The organism is Mesorhizobium sp. WSM4828, assembly GCF_055811175.1.
The window spans coordinates 181,269-199,346 of sequence record NZ_JBVVQK010000009.1; the positions used below are offsets into that span (position 1 = coordinate 181,269).

Annotated in this window: 19 protein-coding genes; 12 read left to right on the forward strand and 7 right to left on the reverse strand. The window is 63.1% G+C overall.

Going from position 1 to position 18,078, the window contains the following annotated elements; genetic code table 11:
* Positions 1-38: 38 nt before the first annotated feature.
* Positions 39-959, reverse strand: coding sequence for a LysR family transcriptional regulator (locus tag AC0L2X_RS13445; RefSeq protein WP_352464534.1), 921 nt, complete (start codon positions 957-959; stop codon positions 39-41).
* Between the two features lie 139 nt (positions 960-1,098).
* Here AC0L2X_RS13445 and AC0L2X_RS13450 point away from each other — a divergent pair, with 139 nt between their 5' ends.
* From AC0L2X_RS13450 to AC0L2X_RS13465, 4 genes are all read left to right on the forward strand, one after another.
* Positions 1,099-2,316: a urate hydroxylase PuuD gene (locus AC0L2X_RS13450; RefSeq protein WP_352490377.1), complete on the forward strand. Its 1,218-nt coding sequence runs from the start codon at positions 1,099-1,101 to the stop codon at positions 2,314-2,316.
* 1 nt (position 2,317) lies between these two features.
* Complete coding sequence (gene guaD, locus AC0L2X_RS13455) at positions 2,318-3,631, forward strand: guanine deaminase (RefSeq protein ID WP_352490376.1); 1,314 nt, start codon at positions 2,318-2,320, stop codon at positions 3,629-3,631.
* A gap of 74 nt (positions 3,632-3,705) precedes the next feature.
* The gene (locus tag AC0L2X_RS13460; RefSeq protein ID WP_352490375.1) at positions 3,706-4,209 is read left to right on the forward strand and encodes a heme-degrading domain-containing protein; all 504 of its coding nucleotides are present in this window, start codon (positions 3,706-3,708) and stop codon (positions 4,207-4,209) included.
* Positions 4,206-5,471, forward strand: a complete 1,266-nt coding sequence (locus tag AC0L2X_RS13465) for a glycerate kinase type-2 family protein (RefSeq protein WP_352490374.1) — start codon at positions 4,206-4,208, stop codon at positions 5,469-5,471. Before AC0L2X_RS13460 ends, AC0L2X_RS13465 begins: the two co-directional genes overlap by 4 nt.
* A 1-nt stretch (position 5,472) precedes the next feature.
* Here the strand turns inward: AC0L2X_RS13465 and AC0L2X_RS13470 are convergent, their stop codons facing one another.
* The 3 genes from AC0L2X_RS13470 to AC0L2X_RS13480 form a co-directional block, all read right to left on the reverse strand.
* On the reverse strand, positions 5,473-6,195 hold the full coding sequence (locus AC0L2X_RS13470; protein ID WP_473557854.1) for a UdgX family uracil-DNA binding protein: 723 nt from the start codon (positions 6,193-6,195) through the stop codon (positions 5,473-5,475).
* A gap of 85 nt (positions 6,196-6,280) precedes the next feature.
* Entirely contained in the window at positions 6,281-7,702 is a 1,422-nt protein-coding gene (locus AC0L2X_RS13475) for a glutamine synthetase family protein (RefSeq protein ID WP_352915179.1), read from the reverse strand.
* Between the two features lie 14 nt (positions 7,703-7,716).
* The gene (locus AC0L2X_RS13480; protein ID WP_473599924.1) at positions 7,717-9,099 is read right to left on the reverse strand and encodes an aspartate aminotransferase family protein; all 1,383 of its coding nucleotides are present in this window, start codon (positions 9,097-9,099) and stop codon (positions 7,717-7,719) included.
* Positions 9,100-9,256: 157 nt separating this feature from the next.
* On the opposite strand from AC0L2X_RS13480, the gene AC0L2X_RS13485 reads away from it, so the two are divergent.
* Positions 9,257-9,712: a hypothetical protein gene (locus AC0L2X_RS13485; protein WP_473599925.1), complete on the forward strand. Its 456-nt coding sequence runs from the start codon at positions 9,257-9,259 to the stop codon at positions 9,710-9,712.
* Between the two features lie 8 nt (positions 9,713-9,720).
* On the opposite strand, the gene AC0L2X_RS13490 is transcribed toward AC0L2X_RS13485, so the two are convergent.
* Positions 9,721-10,695 (reverse strand): WD40 repeat domain-containing protein, encoded by a 975-nt coding sequence (locus AC0L2X_RS13490; RefSeq protein ID WP_352490370.1) that lies wholly within the window; start codon positions 10,693-10,695, stop codon positions 9,721-9,723.
* A 154-nt stretch (positions 10,696-10,849) separates the two neighbouring features.
* Complete coding sequence (locus tag AC0L2X_RS13495) at positions 10,850-11,899, reverse strand: CobW family GTP-binding protein (protein WP_352492679.1); 1,050 nt, start codon at positions 11,897-11,899, stop codon at positions 10,850-10,852.
* Between the two features lie 199 nt (positions 11,900-12,098).
* On the opposite strand from AC0L2X_RS13495, the gene AC0L2X_RS13500 reads away from it, so the two are divergent.
* The gene (locus AC0L2X_RS13500) at positions 12,099-12,821 is read left to right on the forward strand and encodes an intradiol ring-cleavage dioxygenase (RefSeq protein WP_473599926.1); all 723 of its coding nucleotides are present in this window, start codon (positions 12,099-12,101) and stop codon (positions 12,819-12,821) included.
* A 203-nt stretch (positions 12,822-13,024) separates the two neighbouring features.
* Positions 13,025-13,507 carry a MarR family winged helix-turn-helix transcriptional regulator gene (locus AC0L2X_RS13505; RefSeq protein WP_254816029.1) on the forward strand — a complete coding sequence of 161 codons (483 nt, stop codon included), beginning with the start codon at positions 13,025-13,027 and terminating at the stop codon, positions 13,505-13,507.
* Position 13,508: 1 nt separating this feature from the next.
* Here AC0L2X_RS13505 and AC0L2X_RS13510 read toward each other — a convergent pair whose 3' ends face one another.
* Positions 13,509-14,282, reverse strand: coding sequence for an AraC family transcriptional regulator (locus AC0L2X_RS13510; protein ID WP_473599935.1), 774 nt, complete (start codon positions 14,280-14,282; stop codon positions 13,509-13,511).
* Here AC0L2X_RS13510 and AC0L2X_RS13515 point away from each other — a divergent pair.
* The 5 genes from AC0L2X_RS13515 to AC0L2X_RS13535 all read left to right on the forward strand — a co-directional run bounded on the left by AC0L2X_RS13515 (position 14,235) and on the right by AC0L2X_RS13535 (position 17,993).
* Positions 14,235-14,369, forward strand: a complete 135-nt coding sequence (locus tag AC0L2X_RS13515; RefSeq protein ID WP_352751874.1) for a hypothetical protein — start codon at positions 14,235-14,237, stop codon at positions 14,367-14,369. The genes AC0L2X_RS13510 and AC0L2X_RS13515 overlap by 48 nt on opposite strands.
* Positions 14,370-14,434: 65 nt before the next feature.
* Positions 14,435-14,842, forward strand: a complete 408-nt coding sequence (locus AC0L2X_RS13520; RefSeq protein ID WP_473599927.1) for a DUF2000 family protein — start codon at positions 14,435-14,437, stop codon at positions 14,840-14,842.
* A 198-nt stretch (positions 14,843-15,040) separates the two neighbouring features.
* Positions 15,041-15,925: a DMT family transporter gene (locus AC0L2X_RS13525; protein WP_473599928.1), complete on the forward strand. Its 885-nt coding sequence runs from the start codon at positions 15,041-15,043 to the stop codon at positions 15,923-15,925.
* Between the two features lie 68 nt (positions 15,926-15,993).
* The gene (locus tag AC0L2X_RS13530; protein WP_023676245.1) at positions 15,994-17,016 is read left to right on the forward strand and encodes a LacI family DNA-binding transcriptional regulator; all 1,023 of its coding nucleotides are present in this window, start codon (positions 15,994-15,996) and stop codon (positions 17,014-17,016) included.
* On the forward strand, positions 17,013-17,993 hold the full coding sequence (locus AC0L2X_RS13535) for a 2-hydroxyacid dehydrogenase (RefSeq protein ID WP_473557740.1): 981 nt from the start codon (positions 17,013-17,015) through the stop codon (positions 17,991-17,993). Before AC0L2X_RS13530 ends, AC0L2X_RS13535 begins: the two co-directional genes overlap by 4 nt.
* Positions 17,994-18,078 lie beyond the last annotated feature (85 nt).

An 18,078-nucleotide genomic window follows, 5' to 3' on the forward strand; every position in this document is an offset into this window, starting at 1 on the left:
CTCGTCGGCTGGACGGAAAGCAACCGGCCAGCGGGCGATCATTTGCCGGCCAGAATATCCCTGATCAGCCGTTGGCAGCGCTCGGCCATGAAATCGAGCAGCAGCCGCACCTTCGGATCCTGCAGCTTTTTGTGCGGGTAGACGGCGGCGAACTGCACCGGCGTCGGCGGCGTGTTGCTCAGGATCACCTTCAGCCGCTGGTCGCGGATAAACGGCTCGACCTCGAAGCGCGGCTTATTGATGATGCCGCGGCCGGACAGCGCCCAGCCGGTCAGCACGTCGCCATCATCGGTATCGTAGGGGCCGTGCACCTCAAACTTTTGCGGCCCATTCGGCGTCTGCAGCGTCCAGACATATTCGCGCGCGCCGGAATAGCGCAGCATCAGGCAATCGTGTTTCTTGCCGATCAACTCCTGCGGCTCGGTCGGCTCACCGCGCACGTCCAGATATTGCGGAGCCGCTACCAGCACGCGCTCGCATTCCATGATGCCGCGCATCCTGAGGCTGGAATCCTCGATGATGCCCAGCCGGAAGGCAACATCGATGCCTTCCTTCATGATATCGACATTGTGATCGGAAAGCCGGAGCCGCACCTCGATATCTGGGTACCTGTCGTGGAAATCCGGGATGCCGGATGCCACCAGCCGCCGCCCGAGGCCGAGCGGCGCTGTCACCTTTATGGTGCCGCGCGGCTGGCCGGATAACGCGCTGACCGCCGCTTCCGCCTCGGTGACCGCCTCCAGCACCTGCTTGGCGCCGGAGTAGAACACCGTGCCGTGCTCGGTCGGCATCAATTGCCGCGTCGTACGGTTGAACAGCCTGACGCCCAGGTGCTTCTCGAGCTCCTTGATCCGGTTGGAAGCGACCGCCGGCGAAATGCGCATGTCGCGCCCAGCCGCCGACAAATTGCCGAGCTCGACGACGCGGACAAAAACGGCGATATTGTCGAGATAGGCCATGCGGCTTCCGTGGCTCTCATGTGGCTGCGTATGATCAGCCTAGTATTTTCCAATTTTTTTTGAAAGTCATCGTGCGTCTCGGCCCTTTCCGTTTGCGCTCCAGTCCGTAAAGTCAGTCGATCGGCAGGGACGGTTTTTCATGATGGATTTCGCGATATTCTGGGATTGGCTGAGTTTCGCCGTGCGCTGGCTGCACGTCGTTACCGGCATCGCCTGGATTGGATCGTCCTTTTATTTCGTCGCGCTCGACCTCGGGCTGCGCCAGCGTCCGGGCATGCCTGCCGGAGCCTTCGGCGAGGAATGGCAGGTGCATGGTGGCGGCTTCTACCACGTGCAGAAATATCTGGTGGCACCGGCTGAAATGCCCGAGCACCTGACCTGGTTCAAATGGGAATCCTACGCCACCTGGCTGTCAGGCTTCGCCATGCTGTGCGTCGTCTACTATGCCGGGGCGGACCTGTTCCTGATCGATCCCAATGTGCTTGCGATGTCGGTGCCTACAGGCATCCTGCTGTCGCTGGCGACGATCGGTGTCGGCTGGGTGGTCTACGATCTCTTGTGCCGTTCGCCGCTCGGCAACAGCGACACCGGCCTGATGCTGGTGCTGTATGGGGTGCTGGTATTCATGGCCTGGGGGCTGACCCACCTGTTCACCGGCCGCGCTGCCTTCCTGCATCTTGGCGCCATCACCGCAACGATCATGTCGGCGAATGTCTTCATGGTCATTATCCCCAACCAGAAGATCGTCGTCGCCGACCTGATCGCCGGCCGTAAGCCCGATCCGAAATACGGCAAGATCGCCAAGCAGCGCTCGCTGCACAACAATTACCTGACGCTGCCGGTTTTGTTCCTGATGCTGTCGAACCATTATCCGCTGGCGTTCGGGACAGAGTTCAACTGGGTCATCGCCTCGCTGGTGTTCATCATCGGCGTGCTGATCCGGCACTATTTCAACACCAGGCATGCGCGCAAAGGCAATCCGACCTGGACCTGGCTGGCGGCGGCCGTCCTGTTCGTCCTCATCATCTGGCTGTCGACGGTGCCGAAACTGCTGACCGGCGAGGTCAAAACGTCCTCGGCGGCACAGGTCTACGTCGCCTCGGCGCATTTTCCCGCCGTGCGTGATACGGTGCTTGGCCGCTGTTCGATGTGCCACGCGGCCGAGCCGTCCTACGAGGGCATTTACCACGCGCCGAAGGGCGTGATGCTCGATACCGATGCCGGCATCGCCGAGCACGCCGGCGAGATCTACCTGCAGGCCGGGCGCAGCCACGCCATGCCGCCCGCCAACGTCACCCAGATCACCGACAAGGAACGGGCGCTGCTGGTGGCATGGTTCGAAGGCGCGGGGAAATAGCATGACCAGCACGCTGCTGCGCGGCCGCACGCTGTCGTTTTTGCGCTGGCCCGAAACCATCGACGACCATTCCGCCTGGCGCTACGAGCAAGATGGCGGCTTGCTGCTCCGCGACGGCAGGATCGTTGCCGCGGGCGCCTATGCCGAGATCGAAAAAAAGGCGGGCGAGGGAACAAAAAAGATCGACCATAGGCCGCATCTGCTGCTGCCCGGGTTCATCGATGCGCACGCGCATTTTCCGCAGATGCAGGTCATCGCTTCCTTCGGCGCCGAGCTGCTTGACTGGCTGAACACCTACACTTTTCCGGAAGAGGCAAAATTCCAGGACGCCCAGCATGGCCGCCGTATCGCCAGGCTGTTCCTGGATGAAGTATTGCGGCATGGCACGACGACAGTCGCGGCCTATTGCTCGGTACACAAGGAATCTGCCGAAGCGTTCTTTGCCGAGTCGCACGACCGCAACATGCTCAACATCGCCGGCAAGGTGATGATGGACCGCAACGCGCCGGACGGCGTGCTCGACACGCCGCAATCGGGCTATGACGACAGCAAGACGTTGATCGATGAGTGGCACGGCAAGGGGCGCCAGCACTATGCCATCACGCCGCGCTTCGCCATCACCTCGTCGCCCGAGCAATTGGAGATGGCGGGCGCGCTCTGCCGCGAATATCCTGATCTGCACATGCAGACGCATCTGTCGGAAAACCACGCGGAGATCGCCTTCACACAGCGATTGTACCCGCAGACGCGGGACTATACCGATGTCTATGAGCGCTATGGGCTGCTCGGGCGCAGAAGCCTGTTCGGCCATTGCATCCACCTGTCGGAACGCGAGGCGGATGCGCTTTCCGATAGCGGCTCGGTGGCGGTGTTCTGCCCGACCTCCAACCTGTTTCTCGGCTCGGGCCTGTTCGATTATCAGCGCTATCGTCGCCGCGAGAAGCCGCTTCGCATCGCCGCCGCCACCGATGTCGGCGGTGGCACCAACTATTCGATGCTGCGCACCATGGACGAGGGCTACAAGGTGATCGCGCTGAACGGCGAGAAGCTCAATCCGTTCCAGTCCTTCTGGCAACTGACCCGCGGCAATGCCGAGGCGCTGTCGCTTGTGGAAAAGATCGGCACCCTGGAGGAAGGCAGCGACGCCGATATCATCGTGCTCGACGCCCGCGCCACGCCGGCGATGCGGCTGCGGGTAGAGACGGCGGACACGCTCGCCGAGGAATTGTTTCTGCTGCAGACGCTCGGCGACGACCGCGCCGTGCGCGAGGTCTATGTCGCCGGCTGCGCGGCCAAGACGGATATGGCGGTTTAGCCGTCGTATGCGGCCGGCTTGACCGGGCGGCAGCCATCCGCCAAAGCAACAGGCGAGATTGACAGGGGAACGACATGGCCGTTGCGGACGACATCGCTCTGATCGAGAAACAGGAAGCCACGCTCGTTTTCTCCGCCTTCGACGAGGCTGTCGCTTTCGAGATCGGCACGGCGATCCACGACCGGGCCCTCGAGGAAAACCTGCCGATCATCGTCGATATCAGAACCTTCGACCGGCCGCTGTTCTATGCGGCAATGCCCGGCTCGAACGCTTCCAATCCGGACTGGGCGCGGCGCAAGATCAACGTCGTGCGGCGGTTCCTGAAAAGCACCTATCGCATGGTGCTGGAGCAGCAGCGCCCCGACCGCAGCTTCAAGCCTGGCGAGGGGCTGGACGTTGCCGACTACGTGCTGGCCGGTGGCGGCTTTCCCATCGCTGTCAAGGGCGCCGGCGTCATCGGCGTGATCGCCGTCTCCGGCCTGCCGGAGCGCGAGGACCACGGCGTGGTCGTCAATGCGCTTTGTGAGTATCTCGGCATAAATGCGCGCGAGCTGGCATTGCCGGCGGAAGCAAAATGACAGAGGTAGACCCCAAGCTCTTTCTCATCTCGATCTTCAACGCCGCTGTTGCCGCCGCCGATCCGCAGAGGACGATCAAGGATCATTTGCCGGCAAGGCCGAAGGGCCGCACCATCGTCATCGGTGCAGGAAAAGGCTCGGCGCAGATGGCGGCGGCTTTCGAGGAAGCGTGGGACGGGCCGATCGAGGGGCTGGTCGTCACACGCTACGGCTATGGCGCAGCCTGCCGGCGCATCGAGATCATCGAGGCAGCGCATCCGGTGCCGGATGCCGCGGGGCTCGAAGCTTCCCGACGGCTGCTCGAAAAAATCCAGGGACTGACTGCGGACGACCTTGTCGTGGCGCTCATTTCCGGCGGCGGTTCGGCGCTGCTGCCGTCACCTGCCGAAGGTCTGACGCTGGCCGATGAGATCGCCGTCAACGAGGCGCTGCTCGCCTCCGGCGCGCCGATCGCCGCGATGAACACCATCCGCAAACATCTTTCCTCGATCAAGGGCGGCAGGCTGGCGGCCGCTGCCTATCCAGCCAGGGTGGTGTCGCTGGTGGTCTCCGACATTCCGGGCGATAACCCGGCGCTGGTCGCTTCTGGTCCGACCGTGCCGGATATAAGCAGCCGTGAGGACGCATTGGCGTCGATCGCTGCCTATGGCATGAGCCTGCCGGCTTCGGTCATGGCGCATATCAATTCGCCGGCGGCCGATGCACCGCGTCCGGACGACTCGCGTTTTTCGCGCAACGAGGTACATCTGATCGCCTCGGCCGGCGTATCGCTGGAAGCGGCTGCGGCCGAGGCCAGGCACCAAGGTATCGAAGCGGTCATCCTCTCCGATTCCATCGAGGGCGAGGCGCGTGAGGTCGGCGGCGTCCACGCCGCGATCGCGCGCGAAGTGGCGACGCGCAACCGGCCATTCGCAAAGCCGGTGCTGATCCTGTCGGGCGGCGAGACGACCGTGACCTTGCGCGCGAAAGGCAAGGGCGGCCGCAACTCTGAATTCCTGCTCGCCTTCGCCATCGGCATCAGCGGCATGGCGGGCGTCTACGCACTGGCCGCCGACACCGACGGCATAGACGGTTCGGAAGACAATGCCGGCGCCTTCGCCGACGGCTCGACAGTGTCGCGGATGCATAAGGCGAGCGTCGACGCCAAGGCCATGCTTGCCGGCAACAACGCCTGGACGGCATTCAATGCCGTAGATGACCTTTTTGTACCCGGTCCGACCGGCACAAACGTCAACGATCTCCGGGCGATATTGATCAAATAGCTCAGGCGGCCATCAGCTTTTTCACCGCTCTCATATCCTGCAGGAACCGCTTGCGTTCTGCCTGCTTGTCCGCCGGCTCGCGAATGCGCAGGATGAAGGACGGGTGGATGGTGACGAAGACACGCAAGCCATCGTCGCGCTCTACGACCGCCCCGCGCATCTTCATGATCGGCACCACCTTGCCGAGCAGCGCCTGCGCCGCCGTTGCGCCGAGCGCTACCGCCAGATTGGGCTTGATCAGATCGATCTCCTTGTCGAGCCACCAGCGGCAAGCCTGCACCTCGCCGGCGTTGGGCTTGGAGTGGATGCGCCGCTTGCCGCGCGGCTCGAACTTGAAATGCTTGACCGCGTTGGTGACGTAGACTTTCAGCCGATCGACGCCGGCGTCATCCAGGATCGCGTCGAACACCTTGCCGGCCGGTCCGACGAAAGGCTTGCCCGCCAGATCCTCCTGGTCGCCCGGCTGTTCGCCGACGAAGATCACCTTGGCCCTGTCGGGACCTTCGCCGAAAACAGTCTGCGTGGCGTCGTGCCAAAGCGGACAACGGCGGCAGATTTTAGCCGTTTCGCGCAGTTCGGGAATCGTCCTGGCGTCGATTTCTGTCGTTTCCGGGGATTTGCCGGTCGGCAAGCGTCTTGCCTGCACTTTGGCATGGTGCGGCGTCGGGGTTGTCTGCATCTTGGCGATCATGACTAGGGCGGCCTTGTTCGCTCCTGCAATCAGACACGCAATGAGCAAAGCCTGCCGAAGGTTCCGCTGAAATTATTCGGCATGGGCCTTCACCAGCGGATGGCCGACGATGTGATGCCTACACCTCGTGCAGATACAGGTGATAATCCAGTTCGCTGACCGTGCGCGCCACGCGCAGATATTCCGACTGCTTGATCGCCACGAACGTCCGGTGCAGGTCTTCGCCCAATGCGCCCTTGAGGAAGGTCGACGCCCTTGCCGCCTCGATCGCCGCACGCCAGTCGACCGGCATCGTCGTGCGCGTGACGGCCGATTCGTAGCCATTGCCGGTGGTCTCGGGACCGGGATCGAGGCCTTCGTCGAGGCCCTTGACGATGCCTGCCAGCACCGTTGCTGCCACCAAATAAGGATTCGCGTCGACGCCGGATGGCCGGTGCTCGATGCGGCGGTTCTTGGCATCGCCGGCCGGCACACGCAGTGCCACCGAACGGTTGTTGACGCCCCAGGTCGGCGCCACCGGCGCATAGGATTGCGATACGAAGCGCCGCCATGAGTTGGCGTGCGGCGCAAAGACCAGCATCGATTCCGCCATCGTCTGGATCAGTCCGCCGAGGCCGCGCAGCAGCGGCAGCGACCAGCTTTCGCCGCCGGTTTCGGCAAAGACGTTCTTGCCGGCATCGTCCAGCAGCGAGACATGAAAATGCATGCCCGAGCCGGCATACTTCTCGATCGGCTTGGCCATGAAGCAAGCGGTGACACCATGACGGCGCGCCTGCGCCCGCACCAGCCGCTTGAGCATGACGAGATCGTCGGCCGCCCGCATCACGTCCTTGCGGTAGTTCAGCGTCAGCTCGTACTGGCCGGGCGCGTATTCCGAGATGACCGTCTCGGCTGGGATGCCCTGCACCTTGGCTGCGGCGTAGATGTCGGAAAACAGCGGCTCCATGCCGTGCAGATGGTCGACGGAATAGACCTCCGTCTTGGCCGAGCGGCGTCCGTCGAGCACCGCGTGCGCCGGCTGTACCTTGCCTTCGGCATCGCGCTCGTTGGCGAGCAGGAAGAATTCGAGCTCGAATGCGCCGGCCGGATGCAGGCCCTTGGCCGCGAGGATGTCTACCTGGCGGGCGAGCGCCAGGCGCGGGTCGGACGACATCGGCTGGCCATCGAGATGGTACATCGCCATCAGCACCTGGCCGCGCGGCGGCTGGGTGCCGAACAGCGGCACCAGTGTGCCGGGGATCGGCCACGCCCGCAGGTCGCCGTCGCCGGTCGTCCAGATCAGCCCGGTCTCGTGAACATCCTCGCCGGTGATGTCGAGGCCGAGGATCGAGATCGGCATGTGCCGGCCACCCTCGAAGATGCTCATCAACTCATGTCGGCGCACGATCTTGCCGCGCCCGACGCCATTGGCGTCGGTCAGCACGATGTCGAACGCCTCGATCTCGGGATGAGCGTCGAGAAAGGCCTGCGCCTCGGCAGGCGTCGAGCCCGAAGGGGATGCCGTGACCAGGTTCAAACTTTGCTTGGGCGCTTGTTTCATGCCGCAAGCTTGTCTCACGCCGTAAGCTTTGCCGCAACCGCGCCGAAGGCAGTGATTAGCCGGTTCACCTGGGCGGCGCTGGTCGCAGGAGAGATCAGCATCATGTTGTGGAAAGGTGCGATCAGCACGCCGCGATTGACCAGCGCGACATGGATTGCCGCTTCGAGCTCCGGTGCATGCGCAGCTTCCGCCTCGCCGCCATTCCTCAACGGGCCCGGTGCGCAGATGAACTCGACGCGGGCGCCGACGCGAGCAACATGCCAGGGCAGACGATAGCGATCGATGACGGCGGTCAGCCCGGCATCGAGCCGCCGCGCCAGATGGTCCATATGGCTGTAATTCGCGTCGGTCATGACATGTTCGAGCGTGGCGCGCATCGCCGCGAATTGCAGCGGATTGCCCGACAGCGTCGTCCCCATGCCGGAATAGCCGGGCTCCTTCCGGCTGATATAAGCGGCATAGCGGGCCGCAACGTCTTCGCTCATGCCCCAGACGCTCGCCGGTACGCCGCCGGCAATCGGCTTGCCGAGCACGAACAGGTCCGGCTCCAGCCCGTGTTTGCTGGTATAGCCGCCGGGACCGGTCGAGATCGTATGCGTCTCGTCGATTAGAAGCAGCGTGCCGGTCGCACGGGTGAGACGCCGCAAGCCATCGTGAAAGCCGGCTTCGGGCAGCACCATGCAGGAATTGGTCAGCACCGGCTCGGCGATGACGCAGGCGACATCGTTGCCCCGGAGTGCAGCGTCGAGCGCCGGCAGATCGTTGAATTCGACGACATCAGTTGCCCGCGTCAGGTCGCGGAACTCGCCGGCCAGTCCGGGTCGATTCACCGGTCTGCCGGCGACCAGCCGCACCATCGTCTCGTCGACCGAGCCATGATAGCAGCCGTTGAAGACCAGTATCTTCTCCCGGCCGGTAACGGCGCGGGCAACCCGCAGCGCGAAGCGGTTGGCATCGGTCGCCGTCGTCGCGATCTGCCACAACGGCAAACCGAAACGCTGCAGCAGCAGCGGCCCGATGACAAGCGCGTCCTCGGCAGGCAGCATGTAGGTCAGGCCGCGTCCGGCCTGCCTGCGGATGGCGCGTGCGACCGGCGGCGGCGAATGACCGAACATCGAACCGGTGTCGCCAAGGCAGAAATCGTCGAGCCGGTTGCCGTCGATATCTCTGATGATGGCGCCCCTGGCGCTATCGACGAGGATCGGGAACGGCGTCGGCCAGTCGTTCATCCAATGCATCGGCACGCCGCCGAAGAAGCCGGGCAGGCCATTGCCGATTTTCGCCATCGATTTCGGCCGCGCCCGGCGGAAGACTTCTGCCTCGGTCGCGCGCAACTTGGCGATCCGCGCCGGGCCGATGCCGCCGATGGAAGTCTTTGCATGGTTGATGACGTTCATGGCGGCCCTCTCAGTCGCACTTTAGACAATCGGCATCCGCCACCGCAATTGGCCGGGTGGCTGCCCTGTGTTGGGTCAGCGGTCATTTGAATGAAAACAGGCGCTTGACCGCGAGCCGCCTTCGGGCGCCAATGGCACTTCGGCTGGAGGGGACAAGATGGTGCGGGCGATCGTCTGCGCAGTAATGCTGCTGTCGTCGGTTGGTGCGGCTCTGGCGTCCGGCGGCATCTGGTGTTCCGCCGAGGATGCAGCCGTCAAATTTCAGGTCGGTGCCGGGGTCACCAGAGGCATGGGCGGGCCGACCTTCAATTTTAGCGGCGAGCTCGAAATTCTGGGCAGGCCGGCTGGCGACAGTCTGCGCAAGACGGTATTCGGGGATCAGAACCTCACGCAATATTGGCTCGACAACAAGGAATTGCGGCTGCTCGTCTACCACGAACGGCAGGTCGAAAACGCCTACGGCTATGTCGAACTGGCGATCCTGACCAAGGCCAGTGACGAAGGCGTCTATGACGGCCGCTATTTGCTCTCAATCTATGATGTTACGGCTGATGCCGAAAAGGACGGCAAACCGGATGAATTGACCGGCAAAGTATCTTGCGGAGCCGAGTAAGTAACAGGTTACGCCGAAATATCGATGACGCCGCAATCGCCCGCAGCGCTGCCAAAGGCGACGCGGCGCTCTTCCTTGTCCCACATCATCGAGGTGATGGCGCCCTTGCCCGGCCGGCGCAACAGCACTTCCCTGGCGTCGGCGAAGCGCACCGCCATCACCATGCCGTCATCATAGCCGATGGCAACGACGTCCTGGCTCGGGTGACAGGCGACGGAGGTGACCATCGCATTGCCGCGCGTGCCGAGTTCCAGCGGCGCCTTGCCCATCGGCCCGTCCTTGCCGGAAAACGGCCAGACGATCGCTGCCGGCGCGCCGGAACTCGCCAGCCATTTGCCCTTGGCGCTCCACGACAGGCTTTTGACCTTGCCGGGGTAGCCGGACATCCGCATGTGCTTGCCGTCGGCGAGCTTCCAGCCATGCAGCGCGTTTTCCTGCATCGTGGTGACGACGAAGCCGCCGTCCGGCGAGAAGGTGATGCCGGTGTGGGCGCCGGCCCATTCGAGCTCGACCGGCTTGCCGTCGGCGGCCGGGAAATGCAGCGTCGCGCCGTTGTAGCGGGCAACGCCGAAGCGCATGCCCTTGGGCGAGAAGGCAAGCCCCTCGACCGAGCGCGGATGCGAGAATTCCCTGGTTTTGCTGTCGGCAAAGCGCACATAGGCAATCTTGCCCGAAGCATAGGCAACAGCGCCTTGCGGCCCGGCGGCGACGCTGGTGATCCATTTTTTGCCCGCGGCCGCCAATTCCGCAGTATTGCCGCCTGCGGTCACGGCAAAGATCTTGCCGTCCTCACCACCGGTGATCAGCCGGTCGTTTGCCGCATCATGGAAGGCGGCGAGCATTCCGTCATTGGCCTGCACCGTCTTGTGGCCGTGGTCGAGCCGATGGATTGTGCCGTCAGCCAGCGCAAAATGCGGCACGTCACCGAGGAATACGGCGGCGAGGCAGTGGCCTTCGAGATCGAGCGGGGCGACTGTCGGCATGAGAGATCATTCCGTTTGAGATTTCTGCTGCCTCACCCTTAAGGGGTTGAGCTGCGGGTCTCAACCCGTGCTTCGGATCGTCGTGAGGAGAGACCGCCAGCGTTGCGGGCTGCTCCTTCTCTCACAAGGGGAGAAGGAAGAAAGGGCAGCTAAATCAAGCGGCCTGGCAGGCCTCGAAGCTTGTCTTCAGCCGCTCGGCGTCGAGTTCGCGGCCGATGAACACCAGCCGGCTCTCGTGCTTCTCGCCGTCCTTCCAGGCGCGCTGGTGGTCGCCCTCGATGATCATGTGCACGCCCTGGATGACATAGCGCTCGTCATCGCCCTTCAGCGCGATGATCCCTTTCAGCCGCAGGATGTTCGGGCCTTCCATCTGGGTGACCTTCTCGATCCACGGGAAGAACTTTTTCGGGTCCATCTCGCCGCCGCGCAGCGACACCGACTGCACCGTCACGTCATGGATGTCGGAAGCGTGCGCATGATGATGATGCCCGTCATGATCGTGGTGATCATGGCCGTCGTGATCATGGTGGTGATGGTCGTGATCGTCATGCGCCTCGAGGAAGTGCGGATCGTTCTCCAGCGCCCGGGACAGGTCGAACGCTCCGCGATCGAGCACCTCGGACAGCGCCACGCTGGCGCGAGTGGTGCGATGGATTCGTGCCGCCGGGTTGATGGCGCGGATCGTCGCCTCCACCTTGCTCAGCTCTTCGGGGGTGACCAGATCGGTCTTGTTGAGCACGACGACATCGGCAAAGGCGATCTGGTCCTCGGCCTCGCGGGAATCCTTGAGGCGCAGCGGCAGGTGCTTGGCGTCGACCAGCGCCACCACGGCATCGAGCCTGGTCTTGGAACGCACGTCGTCGTCCATGAAGAAGGTTTGCGCTACCGGCACGGGATCGGCGAGGCCTGTGGTCTCGACGACGATGGCGTCGAAGCGGCCGGGCCTGCGCATCAGGCCTTCGACGACGCGGATCAGGTCGCCGCGCACGGTGCAGCAGACGCAGCCATTGTTCATCTCGTAGATTTCCTCGTCGGATTCCACGATCAGCTCGTTGTCGATGCCGATCTCGCCGAATTCATTGACGATGACGGCGTAGCGCTTGCCATGGTTTTCCGAAAGGATGCGGTTGAGCAGTGTCGTCTTGCCGGCGCCGAGATAGCCGGTGAGGACGGTTACGGGGATCTGCGTCTGTGCGTCGCTCATATTGTGCCTCGAATAGGGATTGTCGGCTCCATATAGGATGTGTGCTCGGCTTTTGCACGAGGCAAACCGGTGGACCAAAGAGAGGCTGGTATTGCCGAACTTTCCTCACATTGCCGAACTTTCATTGGCGCGTTGGCGGTACGGGCTTAGATAGGCAAAGGGCCATTCACGGGGGCTGTTCGCATTGAAGAGACGCCAGATGTCCGACAAGTCCTCGCCACTAAGCCGTCGGCAGGCGCTCCGTCTCGTTGCGGTTACCGCTGGCGGCATATTCCTGCCCGCCGGTGCAAGGGCCGGGCAGGTTTCGCCCTATGCCGGGCTTGCTTTGTTCGAAGCCGGTGCCGGCGTCTGCGCCATCACGCCCGAGGTCACCGAAGGGCCGTTCTATTTCGACCCGAAGCTTGAACGCACCGACGTCACCGAGGGCAAGAAGGGCATCGCCCTCAATGTGCGGCTGCAACTCGTCGACGCCGCCTGCCGGCCGCTTCCCGGCGCACGCGTCGATATCTGGCATTGCGACGCCCAGGGCGCCTATTCCGGCTATCCCGGGCAGGGCGACGGGCAGGATATCGACACGTCCGGCCAGAGCTTTCTCCGCGGCTGGCAGAGAACCGATGAAAGCGGCATTGCTTCTTTCGCCACCATCTATCCCGGCTGGTATCGCGGCCGCACCACCCACATCCATTTCAAGATCTTCCCCGATGACCGCTCGGTGATGACTGGCCAGATGTTCTTCCCCGACAGCCTCAGCGAGCAGATATTCGCCACCGTCGCGCCCTATAACGACCGTCCCGGCAAACGCGACACATCGAACGCGCGGGACGGCATTGCGCGGCAGGCCGGGCCGCTGTCGCAGGCAGCGCTGCGGGAAATGGCGGACGCTTTTCAGGCCTTGATGGTGGTCGCGGTGAAGGCTGGTTGAGAACGCCTCGTCATGTCCCCATCCAGCCATTGCGGAAAGTCGTTTGTCATCTAACTGAAATAAACATCTGGCATTAGCCACGGCGAACACCGCGAAGCTTGCCGGCAAAGCTATTTTCCCAGCCGGAATGTTTTCGATCGTCATTGCCAATCGGCGGCCTGCTTCTATGCTGCCCGCACCGGTTCGGCCGAGGAGGGATGAGCATGGCCAAGGCGGACAAGACTGCAACAATGAGCCGGCTGCATTCGGCGGCGCGGCTGGCGCGGACGGCGCTCGCCGCCCGGCTTCTGGCGCATGGCTTCTATGCCGGCCAGGACCAGATCATGCTGGCGCTCGACCGCGAGGACGGGCAGACGCCCGGCAATCTTGCCGGCCGCCTCGGCGTGCGTCCACCGACCATCACCAAGACCATCAACCGGCTGCAGGCGCAGGGTTTTCTGGAAAAGCGCGCCTCGTCCGCCGATGCCCGCCAGGCGCATATCTTCCTCACCGATACCGGCCGCGAAATCATCCATGCCATCGAGAAATCGGTGAAGAAGACCGAAAAGCAGGCATTGAAGGGTCTCGACAAGAAGGATCAGAAAGCGCTGTTCAAGCTGCTTGCCCGTGTCGAGGCGAACCTGTCGAACGGCGAAATGGTGCTCCCCGATGACGAACTGGACATCGAAGACAAGATGCTTGAATAACTCACGCGTTCGCCACTGACGGCCGTCGCGTGAGTGCCGACCAGCGTCCCGGTGTGACGCCGAACGCCTTTTTGAAATGCCGATTGAAATGGCTTTGGTCACTGAAGCCGGCTGCGATGGCGATTTGCGCCAGTGGCTCGTCGGCTTCGATCATCCGACGGGCTCGTTGAAGCCGGCGCATCAGCAGGAACCGGTGCGGGCTGGTGGAGAAGGTGGCGCGGAAATGCCGCGACAGGGCATAACGGTCCAATCCGGTGATCGCCTCCAATTCATCCGAACGTACAATCCGCGCGACATTTTCCTCCAGATAGTCGCGCACCAGGCTGGCGGCGCGCCACGCAGTTTTCGCTACCGGTTTCGCCGGCTGACCGGCGTGCCGGGCCAGGCTTTGCATAAGCTGCGTCATGAAATCGACGACAAACAGCTCGTCCAGTTCCTGATTCAGCGGCCCGAGCGCCGAAAGCAGCGTCGCCCGGAGATCGCGGTCTGTCACCACGGCATTCCCGACGAATGGCAGTGATCCGCCGCCGAGACAATCGAGCATCAGGGACGGCTCCAAATAGAGCATTCTGTATCGCAAGCCGTCTTCAGTGCCGGCACCGCCATCGTGCAGTTCGTCGGGATGAAGGATAATGATCTGGCCAGGCAAGCTCTGACGCGTTTGGCCGCGATAGCGGAAGCGCTGCACGCCATAAAGCGTCACCCCGATCGCATAGGTGTCGTGGCGATGGAGATCGAAGGCGTTGCCGTGGAACCGGGCCTCGATGCGTTCCATGCCGGCAGCACGGGGTGCCGGTACGATGCAGTTTTCGGCTGCATCCACGCACAAACGTCCAAGACCCTGAAAGGCTTCCCCGTCTAGACCGTGCGGCATCGCTTCACTCGCAGCCTCGGATTGGCCCCCCTTTTCGGATTGGAAACTGTCGCATGTTCGATACGAAATTTGCAATCGTGCTCAAGGATGATCTTCCCGTCTGGCAAAAGCTCAACGTCACCGCCTTTCTGACCAGCGGCATTGTCGCGCAGTTTCCCGACATTATCGGCGAGCCCTACTGTGATCGCGCCGGCAATATCTACAACCCGCTGTCGATCCAGCCGGTCATCGTGCTTTCGGCGGACGGCCAGACGCTCGGCGCGATCCAGCGGCGGGCGCTGGAGCGTGGTGTGACGGTTTCGCTCTATGTCGAGGAAATGTTTTCGACTGGGTATGATCTGGCCAACCGTGCCGTCTTTGCCGAATTTGCGCCGGAGGATGCCAAGGTGGTCGGCATCGCGCTTCGCGCCGAAAAGAAGCTCGTCGACAAGATCACCAAGGGCGCCCGCATGCACGCCTGAGTCGTCGGCCACTAGGTCGGCCACCAAAACAAAAAACTGAGCCTGTCGGCGGCTGTCGTTGTGCCAGCCTGTTTTGGCTTGCCCGCAGGCGACAATTGCCGCATTGGTGAGGGACTGCCTTGCTTCCCGTCCGGCCTGAAATTGAATGCTCCCCCAAGACATGACGAAAGCGCGACATCGCCGGCGGCGATCCTGTGCATGCTTTCCGTCTACGTGTTTTTCACCTTTCTCGACACCAGCAGCAAATACCTTGTGCTGGCCGGCGTCTCGGCGCTGATCGTCGCCTGGACCCGCTTCGCGGTCCATGTGCTGATCGTCGGCGTCTTTCTGCGTGGATGGCGCGAGCCGCTGCGCTTTCGTCCTGCCAACCTGCCGGCGCATCTCACGCGCGGTCTGCTCCTGTTCGGATCGACGATATGCAACATTCTCGCGCTGCGGACGCTGCAGCTGGCGGAAACCACCTCGATCTACTTCTTCGGCCCGATGGTGATCACTGCGCTTGCCGGTCCGTTGCTCGGCGAATGGGCCGGCTGGCGGCGCTGGCTGGCGATCATGGGCGGCTTTGTCGGCGTCCTCATCATCACCCGACCGGGCGTCGGGGTTTTTGGCGTCGGCCATCTCTTTGCGCTCGGCTCGATGCTATCGAACAGTTTCTACGTCATCATGACGCGCCGCATGTCGACGACGGAAACCTCGGAAAGCCTCATCCTGTTTTCGGCGCTGGCGCCGGCTGTGCTGCTGCTGCCGACACTGCCGTTTTCGCTTTCGCTGCCGCAGGATGGCTGGCACTGGTTCATATTGCTGATGCTTGGCGTTTTCGGCGCCCTTGGCCATTGGCTACTTGTGCAGGCCTATCGCCTTGCCACCACCACGGCCCTGGCCCCCTATCCCTATTCGCAGATGATCTGGATGATCGTCTCCGGCTTGATCGTCTTCAACCAGTTTCCCGATCGCTGGACACTGGCCGGTGCCACAGTGATCGTCGCCAGCGGCCTCTACATCGTCCACCGCGAGCACCGGCTTCGCTTGCGCAACCGCACGACGCTGGACGCGGAGACGGAAGCGCTGGCAAAAAAACTTTGATTTGCTCGGGATCGATGGCATAAGAGCCGGCCTTTAAACAGTTTAAATTGCTTCGGGAGCGCAGGGCGCTGGCACAGAAGATCAAGCTTTCGACCATCGCGGATGCGCTCGGCGTGTCCACGGCCACGGTCTCGCTGGCCTTGCGCGACAGCCCGCTGGTCGCCGGCGGCACCCGCGATCGCATCAAGGAACATGCACGCGCCATCGGCTATATCTACAACCGCCGCGCCGCCAGCCTGCGCACCTCGCGCTCAGGAATAGTCGGTGTCGTCGTCCACGACATCATGAACCCGTTCTTTGCCGAGATACTGCGTTCGATCGAGAGCGAACTCGACCGCAGCCGCCAGACCTTCATCCTGTCGAACCATTACGACCAGCTCGAGAAACAACGCACCTTCATCGACACGCTTCTGCAACTCGGCGCTGACGGCGTCATCATGTCGCCGGCCATCGGCACGCCGCCCGAAGACATCATCATGGCCGAGGAGAACGGTCTCCCTGCAGTGCTGATTGCACGCACCGTCGAAGGTGCCGACGTGCCGGTGTTTCGCGGCGACGATGCCTACGGCACCGGGCTTGCCACCAATCATCTGATCTCGCTTGGCCACAAGCGCATCGCAATGATCGGCGGTACTGATCAGACGTCGACCGGCCGCGACCGCTATCAGGGATATGTCAACGCCATGGAGGCGGCGGGGCTTGAGGTCAGGCCGTCATGGCGCATTGCCGGCCCGCGCACCAAGCAGGCCGGCTTCGAGGCTGCCGGGCAGTTCCTGGCGCTGAAGGACAGGCCGACGGCGGCGTGCTGCTGGAACGACCTCGTCGCCATCGGACTGATGAACGGCATTGCGCGCGCTGGTCTGGTGCCGGGCATCGACATCTCGGTTACCGGCTATGACGACCTCGAGGAGGCGGCGATCGCGACGCCGGCGTTGACCACCGTGTGGAACGGCCAGCGCGAGGTTGGCCGCCGGGCCGCCAGCGCGCTGCTCGACAAACTCAACGGACAGACGGTGCGGCCGTCGCAGGAACTGATCAAGCCGGAACTGCATGTGCGCCAGTCGACCGGCAAACCGGTGGAACGTGCATGACAAAAACCGAACAGCAAGCTGTCGCCATTCTGGTGCCGGGCCAGTTCAACGATCATGCGGTCGGCCGCATCGACGCGGCGTTCTGCCGCGTCCAGACCGAACGCGCCGATCCGTCGCTGGTCACCGATCAGATGCGTCGTACGGTGCGCGGCATAGCCGCCTTTGGCGGCATAAGCGCCGCGTTGATGGATGCGCTGCCTAAGCTCGAGATCATCGCCAATTTCGGCGTCGGCTATGATTCTGTCGATGTCCGCCACGCCGCACGGCGCGGCATCATGGTCACCAACACCCCGGACGTGCTCACCGAGGAGGTCGCCGATACGGCGCTCGGCCTGTTGATCAATACCATCCGCGAACTGCCGCGCGCCGAGGCCTGGCTGCGCGACGGAAGTTGGCTGCGCAAAGGCAATTATCCGCTGAGCCGACTGACTCTGCGCGGTCGCCATGTCGGCATCTTCGGCATGGGCCGCATCGGCCTCGCCATTGCCCGCCGGCTCGACGCTTTCGGGCTGCCCATCGCCTACCACAACCGGCGCTGCGTCGAAGGCCTGTCCTATGACTATCACCCGACGCTGAAAGGTCTCGCCGAGGCGGTCGACACACTGATCTCGGTGGCGCCCGGCGGGGCCTCGACGGAAAAGGCCGTCAATGCCGAAATCCTCTCGGCCCTTGGGCCGAACGGCGTCTTCGTCAATATCGGCCGGGGCAGTACGGTCGACGAACCAGCCCTTGCCGCCGCACTTGCCAGCGGCAGCATCGCCGCTGCCGGGCTAGACGTCTTTGCCGACGAGCCGAATGTGCCGGCGGCGTTGCTTGCCGCGCCCAACACCTCGCTTTTGCCGCATGTCGGCTCGGCCTCGCAGCACACCCGCCGCGCCATGGCGGACCTGTGCGTCGACAATCTGGTTTCGTGGTTTTCGCAGCGCAAGGCGCTGACGCCGGTGCCGGAGACGGCAAACGTCAAGGCGAGGCTGTGACCGCCATTTTATTGTTAACTTCAGCTTAACCCCTGGGAATCATTCTGAGCCCTTCGCAGTGTCTGTCCGCCTGACAGCACATGAC